We start from the raw sequence: 15,009 nt of genomic DNA, 5'->3' as shown, positions 1-15,009 counted from the left end.
GAGATGGCGACGCCCAAGTTTGCAGAGATCAAACAGTTTATCTTGACCAAGGTGGAGTCCGGCGAGTGGCAGCAGCATAGCCGCGTGCCGTCGGAGAACCAGCTGGCCGAGCTGTTTGACTGTAGCCGCATGACTGCGCGGCGCGCCCTGACCGAGCTGACCGAGTCCGGCGTGCTCGAGCGCTCCCAGGGGCTGGGCACCTTCGTCGCCGGGCTTAAGTCGCAGTCCTCCATGATGGCGATCCGCAACATCGCCGACGAGATCAAGGACAGGGGTCATGGCTACAGCGTGAAGCAGCTGGCACTGACCCAGACCCAGGCCACGGCGCAGATCGCCATCGCCCTGGGACTCGAGGAGGGCAGCGAGGTGTTCTACTCCGTACTGGTGCACTGCGAGCAGGGGACGCCGCTGCAGCTAGAGGAGCGTTTCGTTAATCCCCAGCTGGTGCCCGACTATCTGGCCCAGGATTTTAGCCTGCAGACGCCCCACGAATATCTCTCCTTCGTGGCACCGCTCACCGAGGCCCGCCACACCATAGAGGCCGTGGTAGCCGACGATATCCAGCGTGAGCGATTACAGATAACCCAAAGCGAGCCTTGCCTGCAGATCCTGCGTCGCACCTGGTCCCGTCAGGGCGTGGTGAGTTTCGCTCGCCTGTTGCATCCGGGCAGCCGTTTCCGCCTCGGCGGACACCTGACCTTCAACCGGTAAGGCGATAAACCCATTTGGGAACGGCCTGTTTCCCTTAGCAGCACTTAGGCTGCAACAGGTAATAAGTTACTGAATAAAGATAAAAATAATGTCATCAAGACAGCACAATTGAGGTAAGCAAGAATGGATAAGAGACACGACCCTAGCCGTCGCATCATAGCGCCACATGGCACTACGCTGAGCTGTAAGAGCTGGCTCACCGAGGCGCCGATGCGCATGCTGATGAACAACCTGCACCCAGATGTCGCCGAGCGTCCGGAAGACCTGGTGGTCTACGGCGGTATCGGCCGTGCGGCCCGTGACTGGCAATGCTATGACAAGATCGTAGAGGTGCTGCAGCGCCTAGAAGAAGATGAGACCCTGCTGGTACAGTCGGGCAAGCCTGTGGGCGTGTTCAAGACCCACAGCAACGCGCCGCGCGTCATCATCGCCAACTCTAACCTGGTGCCACACTGGGCCAACTGGGAACACTTCAACGAGCTGGATAAGAAGGGCCTGGCCATGTATGGCCAGATGACTGCAGGTTCTTGGATCTACATCGGCTCTCAGGGCATTGTCCAGGGCACCTACGAGACCTTCGTGGCCATGGCCAAGCAACACTTTGGTGGCGATGCCAGCGGCAAGTGGATCCTCACCGGCGGCCTGGGTGGCATGGGTGGCGCTCAGCCACTGGCCGGCACCATGGCGGGCTACTCTGTACTGGCCTGTGAGGTGGACGAGACTCGCATCGACTTCCGTCTACGTACCCGTTATGTGGACAAGAAGGCCACTAGCCTGGATGAGGCGCTGGCGATGATCGACGAAGCCAACAAGAGCGGCAAGCCAGTGTCTGTCGGCCTGCTGGCCAACGCCGCCGACATCTTCGCCGAGCTGGTAGAGCGTGGCATCACCCCGGATGTAGTGACCGACCAGACCTCGGCCCACGATCCACTAAACGGCTATCTGCCACAGGGTTGGACCCTGGAATACGCCGCCGAGATGCGTAAGCAAGATGAGGCGGCCGTGGTTAAGGCGGCCAAGCAGTCGATGGCGGTACAGGTTAAAGCCATGCTGGCCCTGCAGGCGGCAGGTGCGGCCACCACAGACTATGGTAACAACATTCGCCAGATGGCGTTCGAAGAGGGCGTGGAAAATGCCTTCGACTTCCCAGGCTTCGTGCCCGCCTATGTGCGCCCACTCTTCTGCGAAGGCATAGGTCCCTTCCGCTGGGCGGCGCTCTCTGGCGATCCGGAAGATATCTACAAGACAGATGCCAAGGTGAAGGAGCTGATCCCAGACAACCCACACCTGCATAACTGGCTGGACATGGCGCGTGAGCGCATCGCTTTCCAGGGCCTGCCGGCACGTATCTGCTGGGTCGGCCTGAAAGACAGGGCGCGTCTGGCTAAGGCCTTCAACGAGATGGTGAAAAACGGTGAGCTGTCGGCGCCAATCGTGATCGGTCGTGACCATCTGGATTCTGGCTCTGTGGCAAGCCCTAACCGCGAGACCGAATCTATGCTTGACGGCAGCGATGCGGTATCGGATTGGCCGCTGATGAACGCCCTACTTAACACGGCAAGCGGCGCGACCTGGGTGTCTCTGCACCATGGCGGCGGCGTCGGCATGGGCTTCAGCCAACACTCGGGTGTGGTGATCGTTGCCGATGGTACCGACGAGGCCGAGGCGCGTCTGGGCCGTGTGCTGTGGAACGACCCTGCCACTGGCGTGATGCGTCATGCGGATGCTGGCTATGAGATCGCCAAGCAGTGCGCCAAGGAGCAGGGCCTGGATTTGCCTATGCTCGACCTATAAAAACAATAAGAACAAGAGGTTGTAAAAATGAGTCATCTAGTATTAAAGCCAGGCACCCTGAGCCTGGCACAGCTAAGAGCCATCAGCCGTGGCAAGGTGAGCCTGGAGCTGTGTGACAGCGCCGTGGCCGACATCAACACCAGTGCCGGTCTGGTACAGAAGGTGCTTGACGAAGGCCGCACCGTCTACGGCATCAACACAGGCTTCGGTCTGCTGGCCAACACTAAGATTGGTGAGCAGGATCTGCAGCTGCTGCAGCGCTCTATCGTGTTGTCACACGCCGCCGGTACAGGCCAGTATATGCAAGACGCGACCGTGCGCCTGATGATGGTGTTGAAGATCAACTCCTTGAGCCGTGGCTTCTCAGGTATTCGTCTCGAGGTGATCAACTTCCTGATCGCCCTGGTGAACGCCGAAGTTTACCCCTGTGTGCCCGAGAAGGGCTCGGTAGGCGCCTCGGGCGACCTGGCACCGCTGTCACACATGTGTCTGCCGCTGCTGGGCGAAGGCGAGATGAGCTACAAGGGACAGATCATCTCGGCCGCCGAAGGTTTGGAGATTGCCGGCCTTAAGCCGATTGAACTGGCGGCGAAGGAAGGTCTGGCGCTGCTCAACGGCACCCAGGCTTCTACCGCCCTAGCGCTGGAAGGTCTGTTCAACGCCGAAGATCTGTTTGCGGCCAGCTCAGTGATCGGCGCCATGAGCGTCGAGGCCGCCATGGGCAGTCGTAGCCCATTCGACCCACGCATCCATGCGGCCCGTGGTCAGAAGGGTCAGATCGACTCGGCCGCCGTGTTCCGTCACCTGCTGGGTGATGAGTCTGAGATCAGCCTGGATCACATCAACTGTGAGAAGGTGCAAGATCCTTATTCGCTGCGTTGTCAGCCGCAGGTGCTGGGTGCCTGTCTGACTCAGATCCGTCACGCCGCCGAGGTGCTGGCCACCGAAGCCAACGGCGTAACCGATAACCCACTGGTGTTCCAGGATACCGGCGACATCATCTCGGGCGGTAACTTCCACGCCGAGCCTGTGGCCATGGCGGCGGACAATCTGGCGATCGCTTTGGCCGAGCTGGGCTCCATCGCCGAGCGTCGTATCGCCCTGCTGATCGACTCTAACCTCTCTAAGCTGCCACCATTCCTAGTGGAAAACGGCGGGGTGAACTCAGGCTTCATGATCGCCCAGGTGACTGCGGCGGCCCTGGCCTCTGAGAACAAGACCTACGCCCATCCAGCCTCGGTCGACAGCCTGCCGACCTCGGCCAACCAGGAAGATCACGTCTCTATGGCGACCTTTGCGGCGCGTCGTCTGCGCGACATGTCGGAAAACACCCGTGGCGTGCTGGCAGTTGAACTACTGGCGGCGGCTCAGGGCCTGGATTTCCGCGCACCGCTGCAGCCTGCAACGGCCGTGGCTAAGGCTAAGGCCGAGCTACGTGAGGTGGTGGCCTACTATGATAAGGACAGATTCTTCGGTCCGGATATCGAGGCGGCTACCGACCTGCTATTGAGCGCCAGTTACAACCAGTATCTACCGGCGGGCGTGCTACCTAGCCTCTAGTGGAAATGCTGTGAGCGAAAAGGGCCTTAGGGCCCTTTTTTATTGGATGGCGTATAGGGCCAACTAGGATAGGTATTAGTCCATAAGTCTGTGTTGCCATGGGGACGCTATCCCGTTAGCGTAGAAGGCCAATTTGTCGAGGAGTTTACTATGCAGGGAATCGCCTTTCAGGATGCCTACCCGGATGACCTGAGCCACTGCTATGGCTGTGGACGCAACAACGAGCAGGGGCATCAACTCAAGAGTTATTGGCGCGGCGAGCAGACCATAGCCCACTTTATGCCCAAGCCCTTTCATACGGCGATCCCAGGCTTCGTCTATGGCGGCCTTATCGCTTCGCTTATCGATTGTCACGGTACGGGCAGTGCAAGCGCCGCCGCCCAGCGAGCGCTCGAACAGGCGGGGGAGCAGCTGGATGAGCCGCCAAGATTTGTCACCGCCGCCCTCAACATAGACTACCTGGCGCCGACCCCCATGGGCGTGGAGCTGGAGCTTGTCGGTGAGATCAAAGAGGTGAAGCCCCGCAAGGTGGTGGTGGAGATTGCCCTGTCGGCAGACGGTAAGCTGTGTGCCCGCGGCCATATGGTGGCGGTCAAGATGCCAGAGACCATGGCCGCTACGTCCGCATAATAAAACAGGCCATTAAGGCCTGTTTTTCTTTTCGACTAACGATTTGCTTTGCTAAGCCGTCAGGGTTAGCGCGAGCTCATGTCGATAATCTTCAGCGTCATCAGCTCCTTGCTCCACCTGGCCTTGTCTATGCCTTCGATCCAGAAGGTCTCGCTGTCGCGGGTCTGTCCCTTACGCAGATAGGTCTCGGGCACGCGGAAAATAGCCTGCCAGACGTTGACCGTCTCTGTCTTGATCAGCTCGCCCGAGTCGGCATACAGGCCGATCTCCATCTCGATGATCACATAGTTCTCTTCGCTGTTGCTGCTCAGCTCGAAGTTGAGTCCCAGGCGCCCCTTGCTGTCCCACTGGCTCTTGAGGTAGCTCACCTTGGCGCCACCCTTGGCGGTGGAACGCAGCAGGTTGGCATGATCCATGGCCGATGCCGTCATGGCGCCGCCCACGACTGGGCCGCTGGCGATCACCACAGGCTGCACCTTGGGAGCCTGAGCGACAACTTGTCCAGCCTCTGTACTCGTTTGAGTCTGGATTGTCTCTGTAGTTGCCTGGGGCTCTGTCGTTACCGTGTTAGCCTGCGGCGTTAGGAACACATATTCCCAGGTGAAGTCGGCGTTGAGTCTGACGGTGGCGCCATTTTCCAGGGTGATCAGCGCGACGGCATCGTCAGCCTTATCGGCTGCAAAGGCGGGAGCCATCAGGAGGAAGAGGGCCATGATGGCGCAGCTTTGTAGTGCTTTATACATTGAATTTAACCAGTTTTAGCGGTTTGTCTGTGGCCTCTAGCATAGTCAAACTCGCGCTAAATTCCTATATGCCTGGATCGCGATTAGCGGATTTTAGTTGCTGTAGCCCAGGCTGAAGAGCGCCGACTGGCTGGCCGAGTCATAACCCAGACCGAGCACCAGGTGACGGCCAAGTCGATAGCGGACGCCGAGCTCGCCGCCCCAGCGGGTGTCTCGCTCCGTTTCCCAAGTGGGCTTACCGTCGACGATGCGCGGCGAGATATTGTTGGTGTAGGAGTATTCATGGGTGTAGGCGCTGGCGCCGCCGTAGAGACTGAGATGGTCTGTGAGTCCATAGCTGAGGCCGAACCGCCACAGTTTATCCTGGGCATAGGCCTCGCTGGGGGCCTCCACTTCTATGTCCCGTTTCTGACTTTGGGCATAGCCCAGATAGTCGCCCCAGTTGGCATAATTCCTGTCATAATGGCTGGGTGCCAGGGTGATACCATAGAGCGCCGACTCGGCCGGAATATAATCCAGGGTGATGGCCGTCTTGGGGCTTGGCCCCTGGGTTTGGTCTGCCGCCAACAGGGGGCTGGCGCCGACGAGTAAGACGGCGCCGAGTAGAGGCTTTAGCATAATTTTCTCCATCATCACGGGACAATGGATTGTTGAGAATCTCTGTATTACAGTCAATCAGATAGGCTAAAATAGCTTTTAAAATAGGTAGTTGTATCGCTTTTGTTGGTGTGCTGAAATGGCCTTGTTGCAGGCTCATTATCGGATTAGCCACAACAGGTGAATTTGCAAGGAGAGAGAATTTTGGATCAAGAATTACGCGCACAGGTGTCGCTCTGGTTGACCCACTTCGGCATAGATAGCCCCTCGGACGGGGTCTCTACCGGCGTCATGGTCTTTGCTTGTCTGTTGATCGCCTTCATCGGCTATGTAGTGGTGAAACGCGGCGTGGTGAGCACAATGAACATAGTGATCCAGCGCTCTAAGGTGCGTTGGGACGACATCTTCATGCAGCACAGGGTGCTGGAGAAGCTGGCCAAGTTGGTACCTGCCTTGATCCTCAACATCTTGCTGCCGCTGGCCTTGGTGGAGCATCCGCTGCTTAGCAGCCTGGCGGATAGATTGCTGGATGTGGCGATAGTGATCCTCTTCGTGCGCGCCGTCTACAGCGTGCTGGACGCGGGTAACGAGATCGCCGACGTCAACCAGATCAGCCGCCGGTTGCCGATCAAGAGTTTCGTGCAGCTGCTCAAGCTGTTTATGTTCTTCGTCGCCATCGTCATCTCGATCTCCGTACTGGCCGAGCAGTCGCCGGTCTACTTCCTCAGCGGCCTGGGTGTCGCCACGGGCCTGGTGATGTTGGTGTTCAAAGACACTATCTTGGGGTTCGTGGCCGGCATTCAGCTGGCGGCCAACCGCATGGTCAGCCCGGGTGACTGGATCCAGATGGATAAGTACGGCGCCGATGGCGCGGTGGAAGAGGTCTCGCTGACCACGGTCAAGGTGCAGAATTGGGACAAGACAATCACTATGATCCCCGCCTATGCCCTGGTGTCCGACGCCTTCAAGAACTGGCGCGGCATGTCAGAGTCTGGCGGCCGGCGCATCAAGCGGGCGGTGAATATCGACATCGATTCCATCGCCTTTCTCAGTGATGAACAGCTTAAGCGCCTGGGTAAGATCAACCTGCTCAAGGAGTACCTGGCCCGCAAAGAGGTGGAGATTGCCGAGTTCAACGCCAAGATTCAGGATGGTGACATGCCGGTGAATAGCCGCAACCTCACCAATGTCGGTACCTTCAGGGCCTATCTGCTGGAATATATGCGTAAGCACCCTAAGGTGCATCAGGAGATGACCCTGCTGGTGCGTCAGCTGGCGCCGACCACAGAGGGGTTACCCATAGAGATCTATATCTTTACCAATGATACCCGCTGGGCGTTTTACGAGGATATTCAGGCGGATATCTTCGACCATATCTACGCGATTCTGCCGCAGTTTAACCTGCGGGCCTTCCAGGCACCGACCGGCGCCGATGTGCGCAGTCTTAAGGGTTAGTCTTTCGTCACCAGTATGGCGGCCAGGGAGAGAAATACGCCGCTACTGGTACGGTCGAACCAATGCAGACGGTTGCTGGCCCTGAGTTTTGGGGCCAACACGTTTGCCATGCTGGCGTAGATCATCACGAAGCTGAAATCCACCAGGGCCCAGGTGAGCGCCAGTATGGCGAGCTGTGGCCCTTGGGGCGCCGTGATATCGATAAACTGCGGAAACAGGGCGCCGAAGAAGAGCAGATCCTTAGGATTGCTTATCCCCACCAGAAAGGCCTCTTTAAACATCTGCTTAGGCGAGCCCTTGCCCTTGATGTGTTGCAGGTCCAGCCCCTGGGCACTGGCCTTGGTCAGTATCAGCTTGATCCCCAGATAGATAAGGTAGGCCGCGCCGCAATACTTAAGTAGGGTAAAGCCATACTCTGTGGCGCTCAGCAGCGCACCCAGGCCGGCGGCTGAGGCAAACATCAACAAGAGGGCCGAGCTGACGCTACCCAGGGCGGTGGCCAGGCTGCGCACCTTGCCGAAATGGATCCCATGACTCATGGACAGCACCGCCATGGTGCCGGGGGAGATGGCGATAAGCAGGATCGCCGCCAGGTAGAGTAGCCAGGTATCTAAGTTCATCTGAAAATTGTATACAAAATGCCGATGGCCGCACTATAACCAGTGCGACCCGATTTGGCAATCTGTTAGGCAGTCTTAGGCGTGGTAGTCGGGGATGGCCTTGGCGTGGCGGCCCTTGATGGTGCGGTAGAAGTCGAGGATCTGCGCCATCTCCTTGTCGATATCGCCGGTGACGCTTATTGCCTCGGGGATCACCACTCGCTTACCGGCAAAATCCAGCGCTACCGTGACTATGGGCACCTGTGCCTTGGTGGCGATGTGGTAGAAGCCTGTCTTCCAGCGTTTCACCGGGCTGCGGGTACCTTCCGGTGCCAGGGCCAGCTTGAAATTAGGGTCTTGCTGAAACAGTTGCGCCGCGGCGTCTACCAGGTTGTTGCTCTTGCGGCGATCCACCGGGGTACCGCCTATGGCGCGGAACAGCCAGCCCCAGGGGGGAATAAACAGCTGATGCTTGCCGAGGAAATGGATCTTCTGCCCCAGGGCGCCCCTGGCCAACACGCCGACGATGAAGTCCCAGTTGCTGGTATGGGGGCCGACGATGGCGATATATTGAGGCGCCTCGGGGAGTCGACCGTCTATGGTCCAGCCGCTGAGTTTGAGGATAGCTTTACACAAAGATTGAAACATAAATTAGGCTCTACTGAATCGGTCTAACGAGGCATTTTTATAGAGAAGATAATGCCTTAGTGAACATTTATTATATAATACAACTAATATTTCCCTCTGGAGAGGATGATGCATAAAAAAGGATGGATTTTACTGCTCCTGCTGCTGGGACTCCCGGTGCAGGCGGTACCGACGGACGATATCGCCAATATCCTGCGGGATCAGGAGGCAGCTTGGAATCGCGGCGATCTGGATGCCTATATGCAAGGCTACTGGCAGAGTGACAAGATGCGTTTCGTCTCGGGCAACAAATTCCGCTATGGCTGGGCGGAGACGCTGGCGGCCTACAAGAAGAACTATCCCGATAAGGCGACCCTGGGGCAGCTCAAGTTCACCATAGAAGAGACCAAGATGCTGAGCAATTATGCCGCCATCGTCGTGGGCCGCTGGCAGCTGACCCGGGTGAAAGACAAGCCCAACGGCGTATTTACCCTCTTGGTGGAGAAGATAGACGACAAGTGGGTGATCACGCACGATCACTCGTCGGATTAGGCCGTTTTAGGCGACTCGCCGTCCATTTCGGCCCCTTGTTCGGGGCCGGTCTCAAACTTAAACACCTGCCTGCCCAGGTTTCTCCCCTTACCATCGTACCTGACCTCGACAAACTCACATCTGCCCTGTCTGTCTCGCAGCAGAATGGAGGTCGAGCGGGTGCCATATTCCGGATGCTTGATATAGATGGAGGAGAGTAGCCGCTCCCACTCCAAGGCGACGCCGGTTTGCGGCAGATCCGCATCGGGTGCCTGTCGCTCGTCTGTCATTATGGTCAGCAGGGCCTGAATATCTATCTCGTCACTTTGAGTGATCTCCCGTTCCAGGGCCTGGGTTCCCTTGGCCATCTTGGGCCAGATATCGTCGAGGGCGCCGTTGCTGATGGCATGAAAGCCAGGTGACAGCGGCTTCACTGTCTTACTGACGCTGTGGTAGCAGTAGAGCTCCAAGTCTTTCCCGAACAGCAGGTTAAAGGGGTTGTAGTGTTGGCTGTGCTCCCTGAGCCATCCCGTGGTCATGGTCTGGGACTGGGTCAGCGCCTTGATCACCAGATCGCCCCGGCTGTGACGATTGGCCTCGTGCAGTTCTGGGGCGCGGATGTTGGTGAGTGCGGCGATCTCGCCCTGGCGATTCACTCCGAGCCAGCTGCCACCGGCTTCGAGATCTTTGCCCGCCAGCAGCCGATTGTCAGGCGGCCAAAAGTGGGCCGGCTCTGTGGGTCTATGGTGAAACTCGTCCCGATTGGCACAGAGGATCAGTGGATACTTTGGATGTACCTCGAGGGCGACGAAGAGAATGCACATGGATGGCTCCAGAGGGGGCGTTTGTCTCTAACTTAGCCCCCCGTGGCGAGAAAAGCTATCCCCTAGTGCTGGCCGTGCTCATGATGATGTGTGTGTTTGTGCTCATGGCTGTGCTTGTGTTCATGACCGTTAGCAGGTTCATGGCTGTGGTCATGACTATTCGTACGCGAATGGCTGTGATCATGAGCCTTAGGCTTCCACAACATGATGCGGGCCATAAACTTGCGCGGCCCCAGTCGTAGCAGGCTGGCGGCAAACAGCATGGCGGCCAGTGCCAGGCTCAACTGGTTGACCGTCTCGGGCAGGCTGAGCAGCCGGCTCCATTCAGGGATCAACCAGTGGGTGCCAAGCAGGCAGAGGCCGATCACCCCGGCCAGTGCCAGACGCTGGGTCCAATCCATCAATTTCAGCTGTGCCAGGTTAAAGACGGGGGCCGCCAGCAACACCAGCATCACGGCTTCCATGGTCCAGCCGCTGTAGGCCAGGGACAGTGCCAATACCGCGCCGCCGAGATTACAGAAACGCATCGGCAGAAGCAGCAGGAGCAATACGCCAACCTGCACCAGAGGTGAGGTGAGGGGCACAGACGGGTGTCCGATAAGGTTGGCCAGCACCAGGCTGAGGATGATCCAGGGGGCGCTGCGATCCACCAGGTGGGCGAAGCCGAAGCGCCAGGCGGAGTTAGGTAATCCCAGATGAGGATCTGTGGGTTCGACCCGCGTCATGGTGAGTAAGATCCCCACCAATGTCAGGCCGATCAACTGGATAAATGCCAGGCTAGGTCCCAGGAGCAGCAGGGTGATCACCAGAGCCTCTGGCCCCGCCAGGCGTTGCAGCCAGCGCTGGCTCAGGCGCTCATGGTGAGGCGACAGGCCAAACAGATAGCGCATCGCCGCCAGGCTATAGCTCAGCAGGAGCACTGGCGCCAGGGTCAGCAGCCAGTCCAGCAGTTGCTCGCTGCTGTGGCTGTGTTCGTGATGATCGTGGCCGCCGGAGTCGAACGCCAGCAGCACAAACAGCAGGGCGATACCCAAAAGGCTGCCTATGCCGGCCTGATATTCATACTTACCCTGCTTGTCGTCTATGGTGTGCCCATGGGGCTGATGCAGCACCACGTGCAGAATCGAGCCGGTGACGAAGGCTTGCAGATAGACGGTGTTGTCCAGGCTTAGCTGCGCCAGCAGCTGCTCGCCGGCGAAATAGCCCACGCCTGTTAGCAGCATCATGCCGCCCAACACTATGGATGCCCAGCGACTACCTACCTGAGGCTTGAGCAGCCACCAGATCGCCAGCCCCACAGGCAGACGATGCAGAATCACCCCCAGGGCCAGCAGGCTGGAGTTACCGTCCTGTTGGGCCAGCACCATGGCGCCGCCATCTGTGAGGGTATGCAACAGCAGGCCGCCTATGCCGAGTGTCAGGGTCAGATTATGGGTGACCTCTGAATAGCGGTGAAACAAGCGCTCGCTCAGGGTCGGGCCCCAGAGGCCGACGACAACAAACAGCAGGGAGAGGAAACCGCCGTGCTCCAGAAGCTCGGGCAGGATATGGATCAACACCAGGCCGCCAAGGGACACGAAGATGAAACCATCCAAGCCTTTTTGCAGACCTGTCCCCGTCGTAAAGAAACGATAGAAGAGTGGGCCTAACAGGAGTGCAATACAACTGGCGACGAGATAGTACATATAAGTGTTAACAAGGGAGCCTAGAAAGCCAGCTAGTATATCAGTCTTATGTCTGCCAATCGAACAATTAACCCGAGGGGAAAAAGAATTTACATGGCGCGCGCCCGATGGCGCCGCCGACGACGGCGGAAAAACCTTGGAAGAGTGTCGATTTTGTTATCTTAGCTACTGATTAATATTGTCATTAAGTTATACAATATAGGTTCAACTTTTGACGAATATTGAGCTATGGACATCTTTTCTGCTGCGGTAATGTTGTTTTTGATCATGGACCCCCTGGGGAACTTACCCATTTTCGCCTCGATTCTTCGTCATATCGAACCTAAGAAGCGGCGCAAGGTGCTAGTGCGGGAGCTGATCTTCGCGCTGATCATCATGCTGCTCTTCCTGTTTGCCGGCGAGGCGATTCTCAGCTTCTTAAACCTGAGATCTGAGTCGGTCAGCATAGCCGGTGGCATCATACTCTTCCTTATCGCCATTCGGATGATCTTCCCTCAGCCAGGTGGTGTGGTGGGGCTGGCGGCCGGAGAAGAGCCCTTTATCGTGCCTATGGCGATCCCCCTGATGGCCGGCCCATCTGTGTTGGCGGCACTGATCCTGCTGGCCCATACCGACAGCTCGCGCATGATGGATTGGACCATAGCCCTGTTTGCTGCCTGGGTGGCCAGCGCCGTGATTCTGCTCTTCTATAAGCTGTTTACCAAACTTCTTGGTGAGAAGGGGCTGACGGCGGTGGAGCGCCTGATGGGCATGGTGCTGGTGATGATCTCGGTGCAGATGTTCCTCGACGGCGTGGCCCAATATATCGCTCACGCCAGCTAACAAAATCTAAGGTAAGGGTTAGGCACTCGCCGAACTGGCCTGCGCTTAACCCTTCTGGCGCGTCTTGCGGACTCCTTACCGCTTGTCTGAAATTCAATGACTAAGGGCCAACACTCAGCCTGAGAAGAAGAGATCTCCTTGCATCTGGCAAGCGACTCTGGAATTATTTGAATATTGTATTCAATTAACCCTTGAGTAATCCCATGACGCGTCTGCCTGCGCTATCTGTTCGCCGCCTCCTGCTGCTTTCTCTGTCTCTTCTCTGCTCTCTGCCCTCTGTTTCTGTAGCGCAGGCCAGCGAGTATCGGGATCTGCTCAACTACCGGGGAACCCCAAGTAATATGGAGCAGCGGGATCCACAGGGCAATCTGACGATTCCCGCCGTCTACATGGACCAGGGCGCTTGGCATGGTTTTCATCTGCCGGACTCGCCCGCCTACTATGGAGGCTTCACTGGGCCGCTGTTTATCGCCCAGGAGTACAGCCTGCATCTGAGCGATAGTCTGCAGAAACTGCAGCTGTTTTCCGGTGAGTCTGGTCAGAGTGTGGATCTGGCCAAGGCGGAGCAGGTTGAGATCTACAGCGAGCCCTGGGGGCTGGTGCAGCGCTTTCGTTTCAAGGATCTTGAGCTCTCCACCACCTTGGAATATAGCGATAATCGCACCGCCATCGTCTCGACTAGGCTGATTAACCTGAGCGACAAGCCGGGTTCCTGGCGCCTGAGTTGGTCGGGCAGCCCCTTCGCCACTCATCCTAAGCTGAAGCAGTATCGCTTGGTCGATAAACGGCTGCTGAGCGAAGACGCCGTCACCTGGCAGTTTACCCCCATAGATCAGACCTGGCAGATGCAGCTGGACGATGCCAGTTATCGGCTGGCGTTTGAGCAGGCAGTAACCCTATCGGTCGAGGGGCCCCAGGGCTATCGCGCCGACAGTGGGCTGTTGACCCTGGCACCGGGGGAGGCGACAGTACTACGCGCCGCCCACCAGTATTTTCATACTCAAGTTGAGGCCAGGCATGCGGCTAAGCTTGACTGGCCCACAGTGACAGCGAAGCTTGCGGTTAATCGGTCCCGTTGGCAGCAGCGGCTGGATAAGCTAGTACGCGGCGGCGAGCTTCCGGCCAGGCGCCTGGCTGCTAAGAGCATGATGACCCTGCTGCACAACTGGCGTAGCCCGGCGGGCGCCTTGTTGCATGATGCCGTCACGCCATCTGTGACCTATAAGTGGTTCAACGGTGTCTGGGCCTGGGACAGCTGGAAACAGGCGGTGGCGCTGGCGCAGTTCGATGTGGCGCTGGCCGAGTTGAACGTGCTGGCGATGTTTGATTATCAGTTCGATGCCAAGGACCCGCTGCGCCCCGAGGATGCGGGTAACCTGCCCGACGCCATCTTCTATAACCCCGATGCCAGCCGCGGCGGCAAGGGGGGTAACTGGAATGAGCGTAACGGCAAGCCACCATTGGCGGCTTGGGCCGTATGGCAGATCTACCAGCAGAGCCAGGATAAGGCGTTGATTACCAGGCTCTACCCTAAGCTGGTCGCCTACCATGAATGGTGGTATCGCAATCGAGACCATAACCACAACGGCCTGGCGGAATATGGCGCCAATCGACATCCTCGCCATGGTGAGCCGGGTGAGCCGGGTGAGCCGGGTGAGCCGGACAGGGAGGCGGTGATCGAGGCGGCGGCCTGGGAGTCGGGCATGGACAACGCGCCGCGCTTCGACATGGGCGATGAGCTCCAGGTGCTGGAAAATTATGATGCTAAGGGGCGACTGCTGGGTTACTCCATCTCCCAGGAGTCAGTGGATCTCAACAGCTACCTGTATGCGGAGAAGGGCTATCTGGCGCAGATGGCCGAGTTACTGGACTTGGATAGCGAGGCGGCGGTTTGGCGTGAGCAGGCAGCTCGCCTTGGACAGCTGATCCGCAGCGAGTTTTTCGATGAGGAGAGTGGCTTCTTCTACGACAGACGCTTAGCGGGTGAGCGCTCACGTTTGATGATCGCCGAGGGTAAGGGGGTCGAGGGCTGGTTGCCGCTGTGGGCCGGCGCCGCCAGTCAGGCTCAGGCGGAGCAGATGATCGCCACTCAGCTCAATGCTTCGAACTTCGGGACTAAACTGCCCTTTCCTACTGTGAGCGCCGACAATTCGGCCTTTGCCCCGAGGCGTTACTGGCGTGGCCCCGTCTGGCTGGATCAGGCGCTGTTTGGCCTGCAGGGAGTCTCCCGCTATGGTCACGACGAGCTGGCGCGGCGCCTCGCCACTCGACTGGTGAATGAGGCCGACGGTGTACTGGGTGATGGGCCCATACGGGAAAACTATGATCCTCTTACCGGAGACGGGCTGCACTGCACCAACTTTAGCTGGTCAGCCTCTGTGCTGCTGCTCATCTATCGCAGCTGGCTCAGCACTGATTGAGGCAGAGATAA

General features: G+C 58.1%; 14 protein-coding genes. 8 read left to right on the top strand and 6 right to left on the bottom strand.

Annotated elements, in window-relative coordinates; all coding sequences use genetic code 11:
* Nucleotides 1-3 precede the first annotated feature (3 nt).
* The 4 genes from hutC (at nucleotide 4) to SHEW_RS19460 (ending at nucleotide 4,695) form a co-directional block, all read left to right on the top strand.
* The gene (gene hutC / locus SHEW_RS19475) at nucleotides 4-711 is read left to right on the top strand and encodes a histidine utilization transcriptional repressor HutC (protein WP_011867552.1); all 708 of its coding nucleotides are present in this window, start codon (nucleotides 4-6) and stop codon (nucleotides 709-711) included.
* A 123-nt stretch (nucleotides 712-834) separates the two neighbouring features.
* The gene (gene hutU, locus SHEW_RS19470; protein ID WP_011867551.1) at nucleotides 835-2,505 is read left to right on the top strand and encodes a urocanate hydratase; all 1,671 of its coding nucleotides are present in this window, start codon (nucleotides 835-837) and stop codon (nucleotides 2,503-2,505) included.
* 27 nt (nucleotides 2,506-2,532) lie between these two features.
* The gene (gene hutH / locus SHEW_RS19465; protein WP_011867550.1) at nucleotides 2,533-4,065 is read left to right on the top strand and encodes a histidine ammonia-lyase; all 1,533 of its coding nucleotides are present in this window, start codon (nucleotides 2,533-2,535) and stop codon (nucleotides 4,063-4,065) included.
* Between the two features lie 150 nt (nucleotides 4,066-4,215).
* Nucleotides 4,216-4,695, top strand: coding sequence for a PaaI family thioesterase (locus SHEW_RS19460; RefSeq protein WP_011867549.1), 480 nt, complete (start codon nucleotides 4,216-4,218; stop codon nucleotides 4,693-4,695).
* A gap of 65 nt (nucleotides 4,696-4,760) precedes the next feature.
* Here SHEW_RS19460 and SHEW_RS19455 read toward each other — a convergent pair whose 3' ends face one another.
* Nucleotides 4,761-5,438, bottom strand: coding sequence for a DUF3157 family protein (locus SHEW_RS19455; protein ID WP_011867548.1), 678 nt, complete (start codon nucleotides 5,436-5,438; stop codon nucleotides 4,761-4,763).
* Between the two features lie 93 nt (nucleotides 5,439-5,531).
* Entirely contained in the window at nucleotides 5,532-6,056 is a 525-nt protein-coding gene (locus tag SHEW_RS19450; protein WP_011867547.1) for a putative outer membrane beta-barrel protein, read from the bottom strand.
* A 183-nt stretch (nucleotides 6,057-6,239) separates the two neighbouring features.
* Between SHEW_RS19450 and SHEW_RS19445 the strand changes: the two genes are divergently transcribed.
* Nucleotides 6,240-7,490, top strand: a complete 1,251-nt coding sequence (locus SHEW_RS19445) for a mechanosensitive ion channel family protein (protein ID WP_011867546.1) — start codon at nucleotides 6,240-6,242, stop codon at nucleotides 7,488-7,490.
* On the opposite strand, the gene SHEW_RS19440 is transcribed toward SHEW_RS19445, so the two are convergent.
* Both SHEW_RS19440 and SHEW_RS19435 read right to left on the bottom strand, forming a co-directional pair.
* Nucleotides 7,487-8,110 (bottom strand): LysE family translocator, encoded by a 624-nt coding sequence (locus SHEW_RS19440; RefSeq protein WP_011867545.1) that lies wholly within the window; start codon nucleotides 8,108-8,110, stop codon nucleotides 7,487-7,489. The genes SHEW_RS19445 and SHEW_RS19440 overlap by 4 nt on opposite strands.
* A 75-nt stretch (nucleotides 8,111-8,185) precedes the next feature.
* The gene (locus SHEW_RS19435) at nucleotides 8,186-8,737 is read right to left on the bottom strand and encodes a lysophospholipid acyltransferase family protein (RefSeq protein ID WP_011867544.1); all 552 of its coding nucleotides are present in this window, start codon (nucleotides 8,735-8,737) and stop codon (nucleotides 8,186-8,188) included.
* A 108-nt stretch (nucleotides 8,738-8,845) separates the two neighbouring features.
* Between SHEW_RS19435 and SHEW_RS19430 the strand changes: the two genes are divergently transcribed.
* The gene (locus SHEW_RS19430) at nucleotides 8,846-9,268 is read left to right on the top strand and encodes a YybH family protein (RefSeq protein WP_011867543.1); all 423 of its coding nucleotides are present in this window, start codon (nucleotides 8,846-8,848) and stop codon (nucleotides 9,266-9,268) included.
* Here the strand turns inward: SHEW_RS19430 and SHEW_RS19425 are convergent.
* Complete coding sequence (locus tag SHEW_RS19425; RefSeq protein ID WP_011867542.1) at nucleotides 9,265-10,071, bottom strand: NRDE family protein; 807 nt, start codon at nucleotides 10,069-10,071, stop codon at nucleotides 9,265-9,267. The genes SHEW_RS19430 and SHEW_RS19425 overlap by 4 nt on opposite strands.
* Nucleotides 10,072-10,133: 62 nt before the next feature.
* Nucleotides 10,134-11,756, bottom strand: coding sequence for a ZIP family metal transporter (locus SHEW_RS19420; RefSeq protein ID WP_011867541.1), 1,623 nt, complete (start codon nucleotides 11,754-11,756; stop codon nucleotides 10,134-10,136).
* A 228-nt stretch (nucleotides 11,757-11,984) separates the two neighbouring features.
* Here SHEW_RS19420 and SHEW_RS19415 point away from each other — a divergent pair, with 228 nt between their 5' ends.
* Together SHEW_RS19415 and SHEW_RS19410 are read left to right on the top strand one after the other, a co-directional pair.
* Complete coding sequence (locus SHEW_RS19415; RefSeq protein ID WP_011867540.1) at nucleotides 11,985-12,578, top strand: YhgN family NAAT transporter; 594 nt, start codon at nucleotides 11,985-11,987, stop codon at nucleotides 12,576-12,578.
* A 203-nt stretch (nucleotides 12,579-12,781) separates the two neighbouring features.
* Entirely contained in the window at nucleotides 12,782-14,998 is a 2,217-nt protein-coding gene (locus SHEW_RS19410) for an MGH1-like glycoside hydrolase domain-containing protein (protein WP_011867539.1), read from the top strand.
* The last annotated feature ends 11 nt before the right edge of the window (nucleotides 14,999-15,009 follow it).

This window comes from Shewanella loihica PV-4, from assembly GCF_000016065.1.
GTDB lineage: Bacteria > Pseudomonadota > Gammaproteobacteria > Enterobacterales > Shewanellaceae > Shewanella > Shewanella loihica.
Note: the sequence above shows the minus strand (reverse complement) of the source record. Positions and strands in the feature narration are given on the sequence as shown.

Excerpts from the sequence above, each read along its gene's own strand:
- hutU (WP_011867551.1), top strand. The coding sequence starts at position 835 with ATGGATAAGAGACACGACCCTAGCCGTCGCATCATAGCGCCACATGGC.
- SHEW_RS19430 (WP_011867543.1), top strand. The coding sequence starts at position 8,846 with ATGCATAAAAAAGGATGGATTTTACTGCTCCTGCTGCTGGGACTCCCG.
- hutH (WP_011867550.1), top strand. The coding sequence starts at position 2,533 with ATGAGTCATCTAGTATTAAAGCCAGGCACCCTGAGCCTGGCACAGCTA.
- SHEW_RS19460 (WP_011867549.1), top strand. The coding sequence starts at position 4,216 with ATGCAGGGAATCGCCTTTCAGGATGCCTACCCGGATGACCTGAGCCAC.
- SHEW_RS19420 (WP_011867541.1), bottom strand. The coding sequence starts at position 11,756 with ATGTACTATCTCGTCGCCAGTTGTATTGCACTCCTGTTAGGCCCACTC.
- SHEW_RS19435 (WP_011867544.1), bottom strand. The coding sequence starts at position 8,737 with ATGTTTCAATCTTTGTGTAAAGCTATCCTCAAACTCAGCGGCTGGACC.
- SHEW_RS19425 (WP_011867542.1), bottom strand. The coding sequence starts at position 10,071 with ATGTGCATTCTCTTCGTCGCCCTCGAGGTACATCCAAAGTATCCACTG.
- SHEW_RS19410 (WP_011867539.1), top strand. The coding sequence starts at position 12,782 with ATGACGCGTCTGCCTGCGCTATCTGTTCGCCGCCTCCTGCTGCTTTCT.
- hutC (WP_011867552.1), top strand. The coding sequence starts at position 4 with ATGGCGACGCCCAAGTTTGCAGAGATCAAACAGTTTATCTTGACCAAG.
- SHEW_RS19455 (WP_011867548.1), bottom strand. The coding sequence starts at position 5,438 with ATGTATAAAGCACTACAAAGCTGCGCCATCATGGCCCTCTTCCTCCTG.
- SHEW_RS19415 (WP_011867540.1), top strand. The coding sequence starts at position 11,985 with ATGGACATCTTTTCTGCTGCGGTAATGTTGTTTTTGATCATGGACCCC.
- SHEW_RS19440 (WP_011867545.1), bottom strand. The coding sequence starts at position 8,110 with ATGAACTTAGATACCTGGCTACTCTACCTGGCGGCGATCCTGCTTATC.
- SHEW_RS19450 (WP_011867547.1), bottom strand. The coding sequence starts at position 6,056 with ATGCTAAAGCCTCTACTCGGCGCCGTCTTACTCGTCGGCGCCAGCCCC.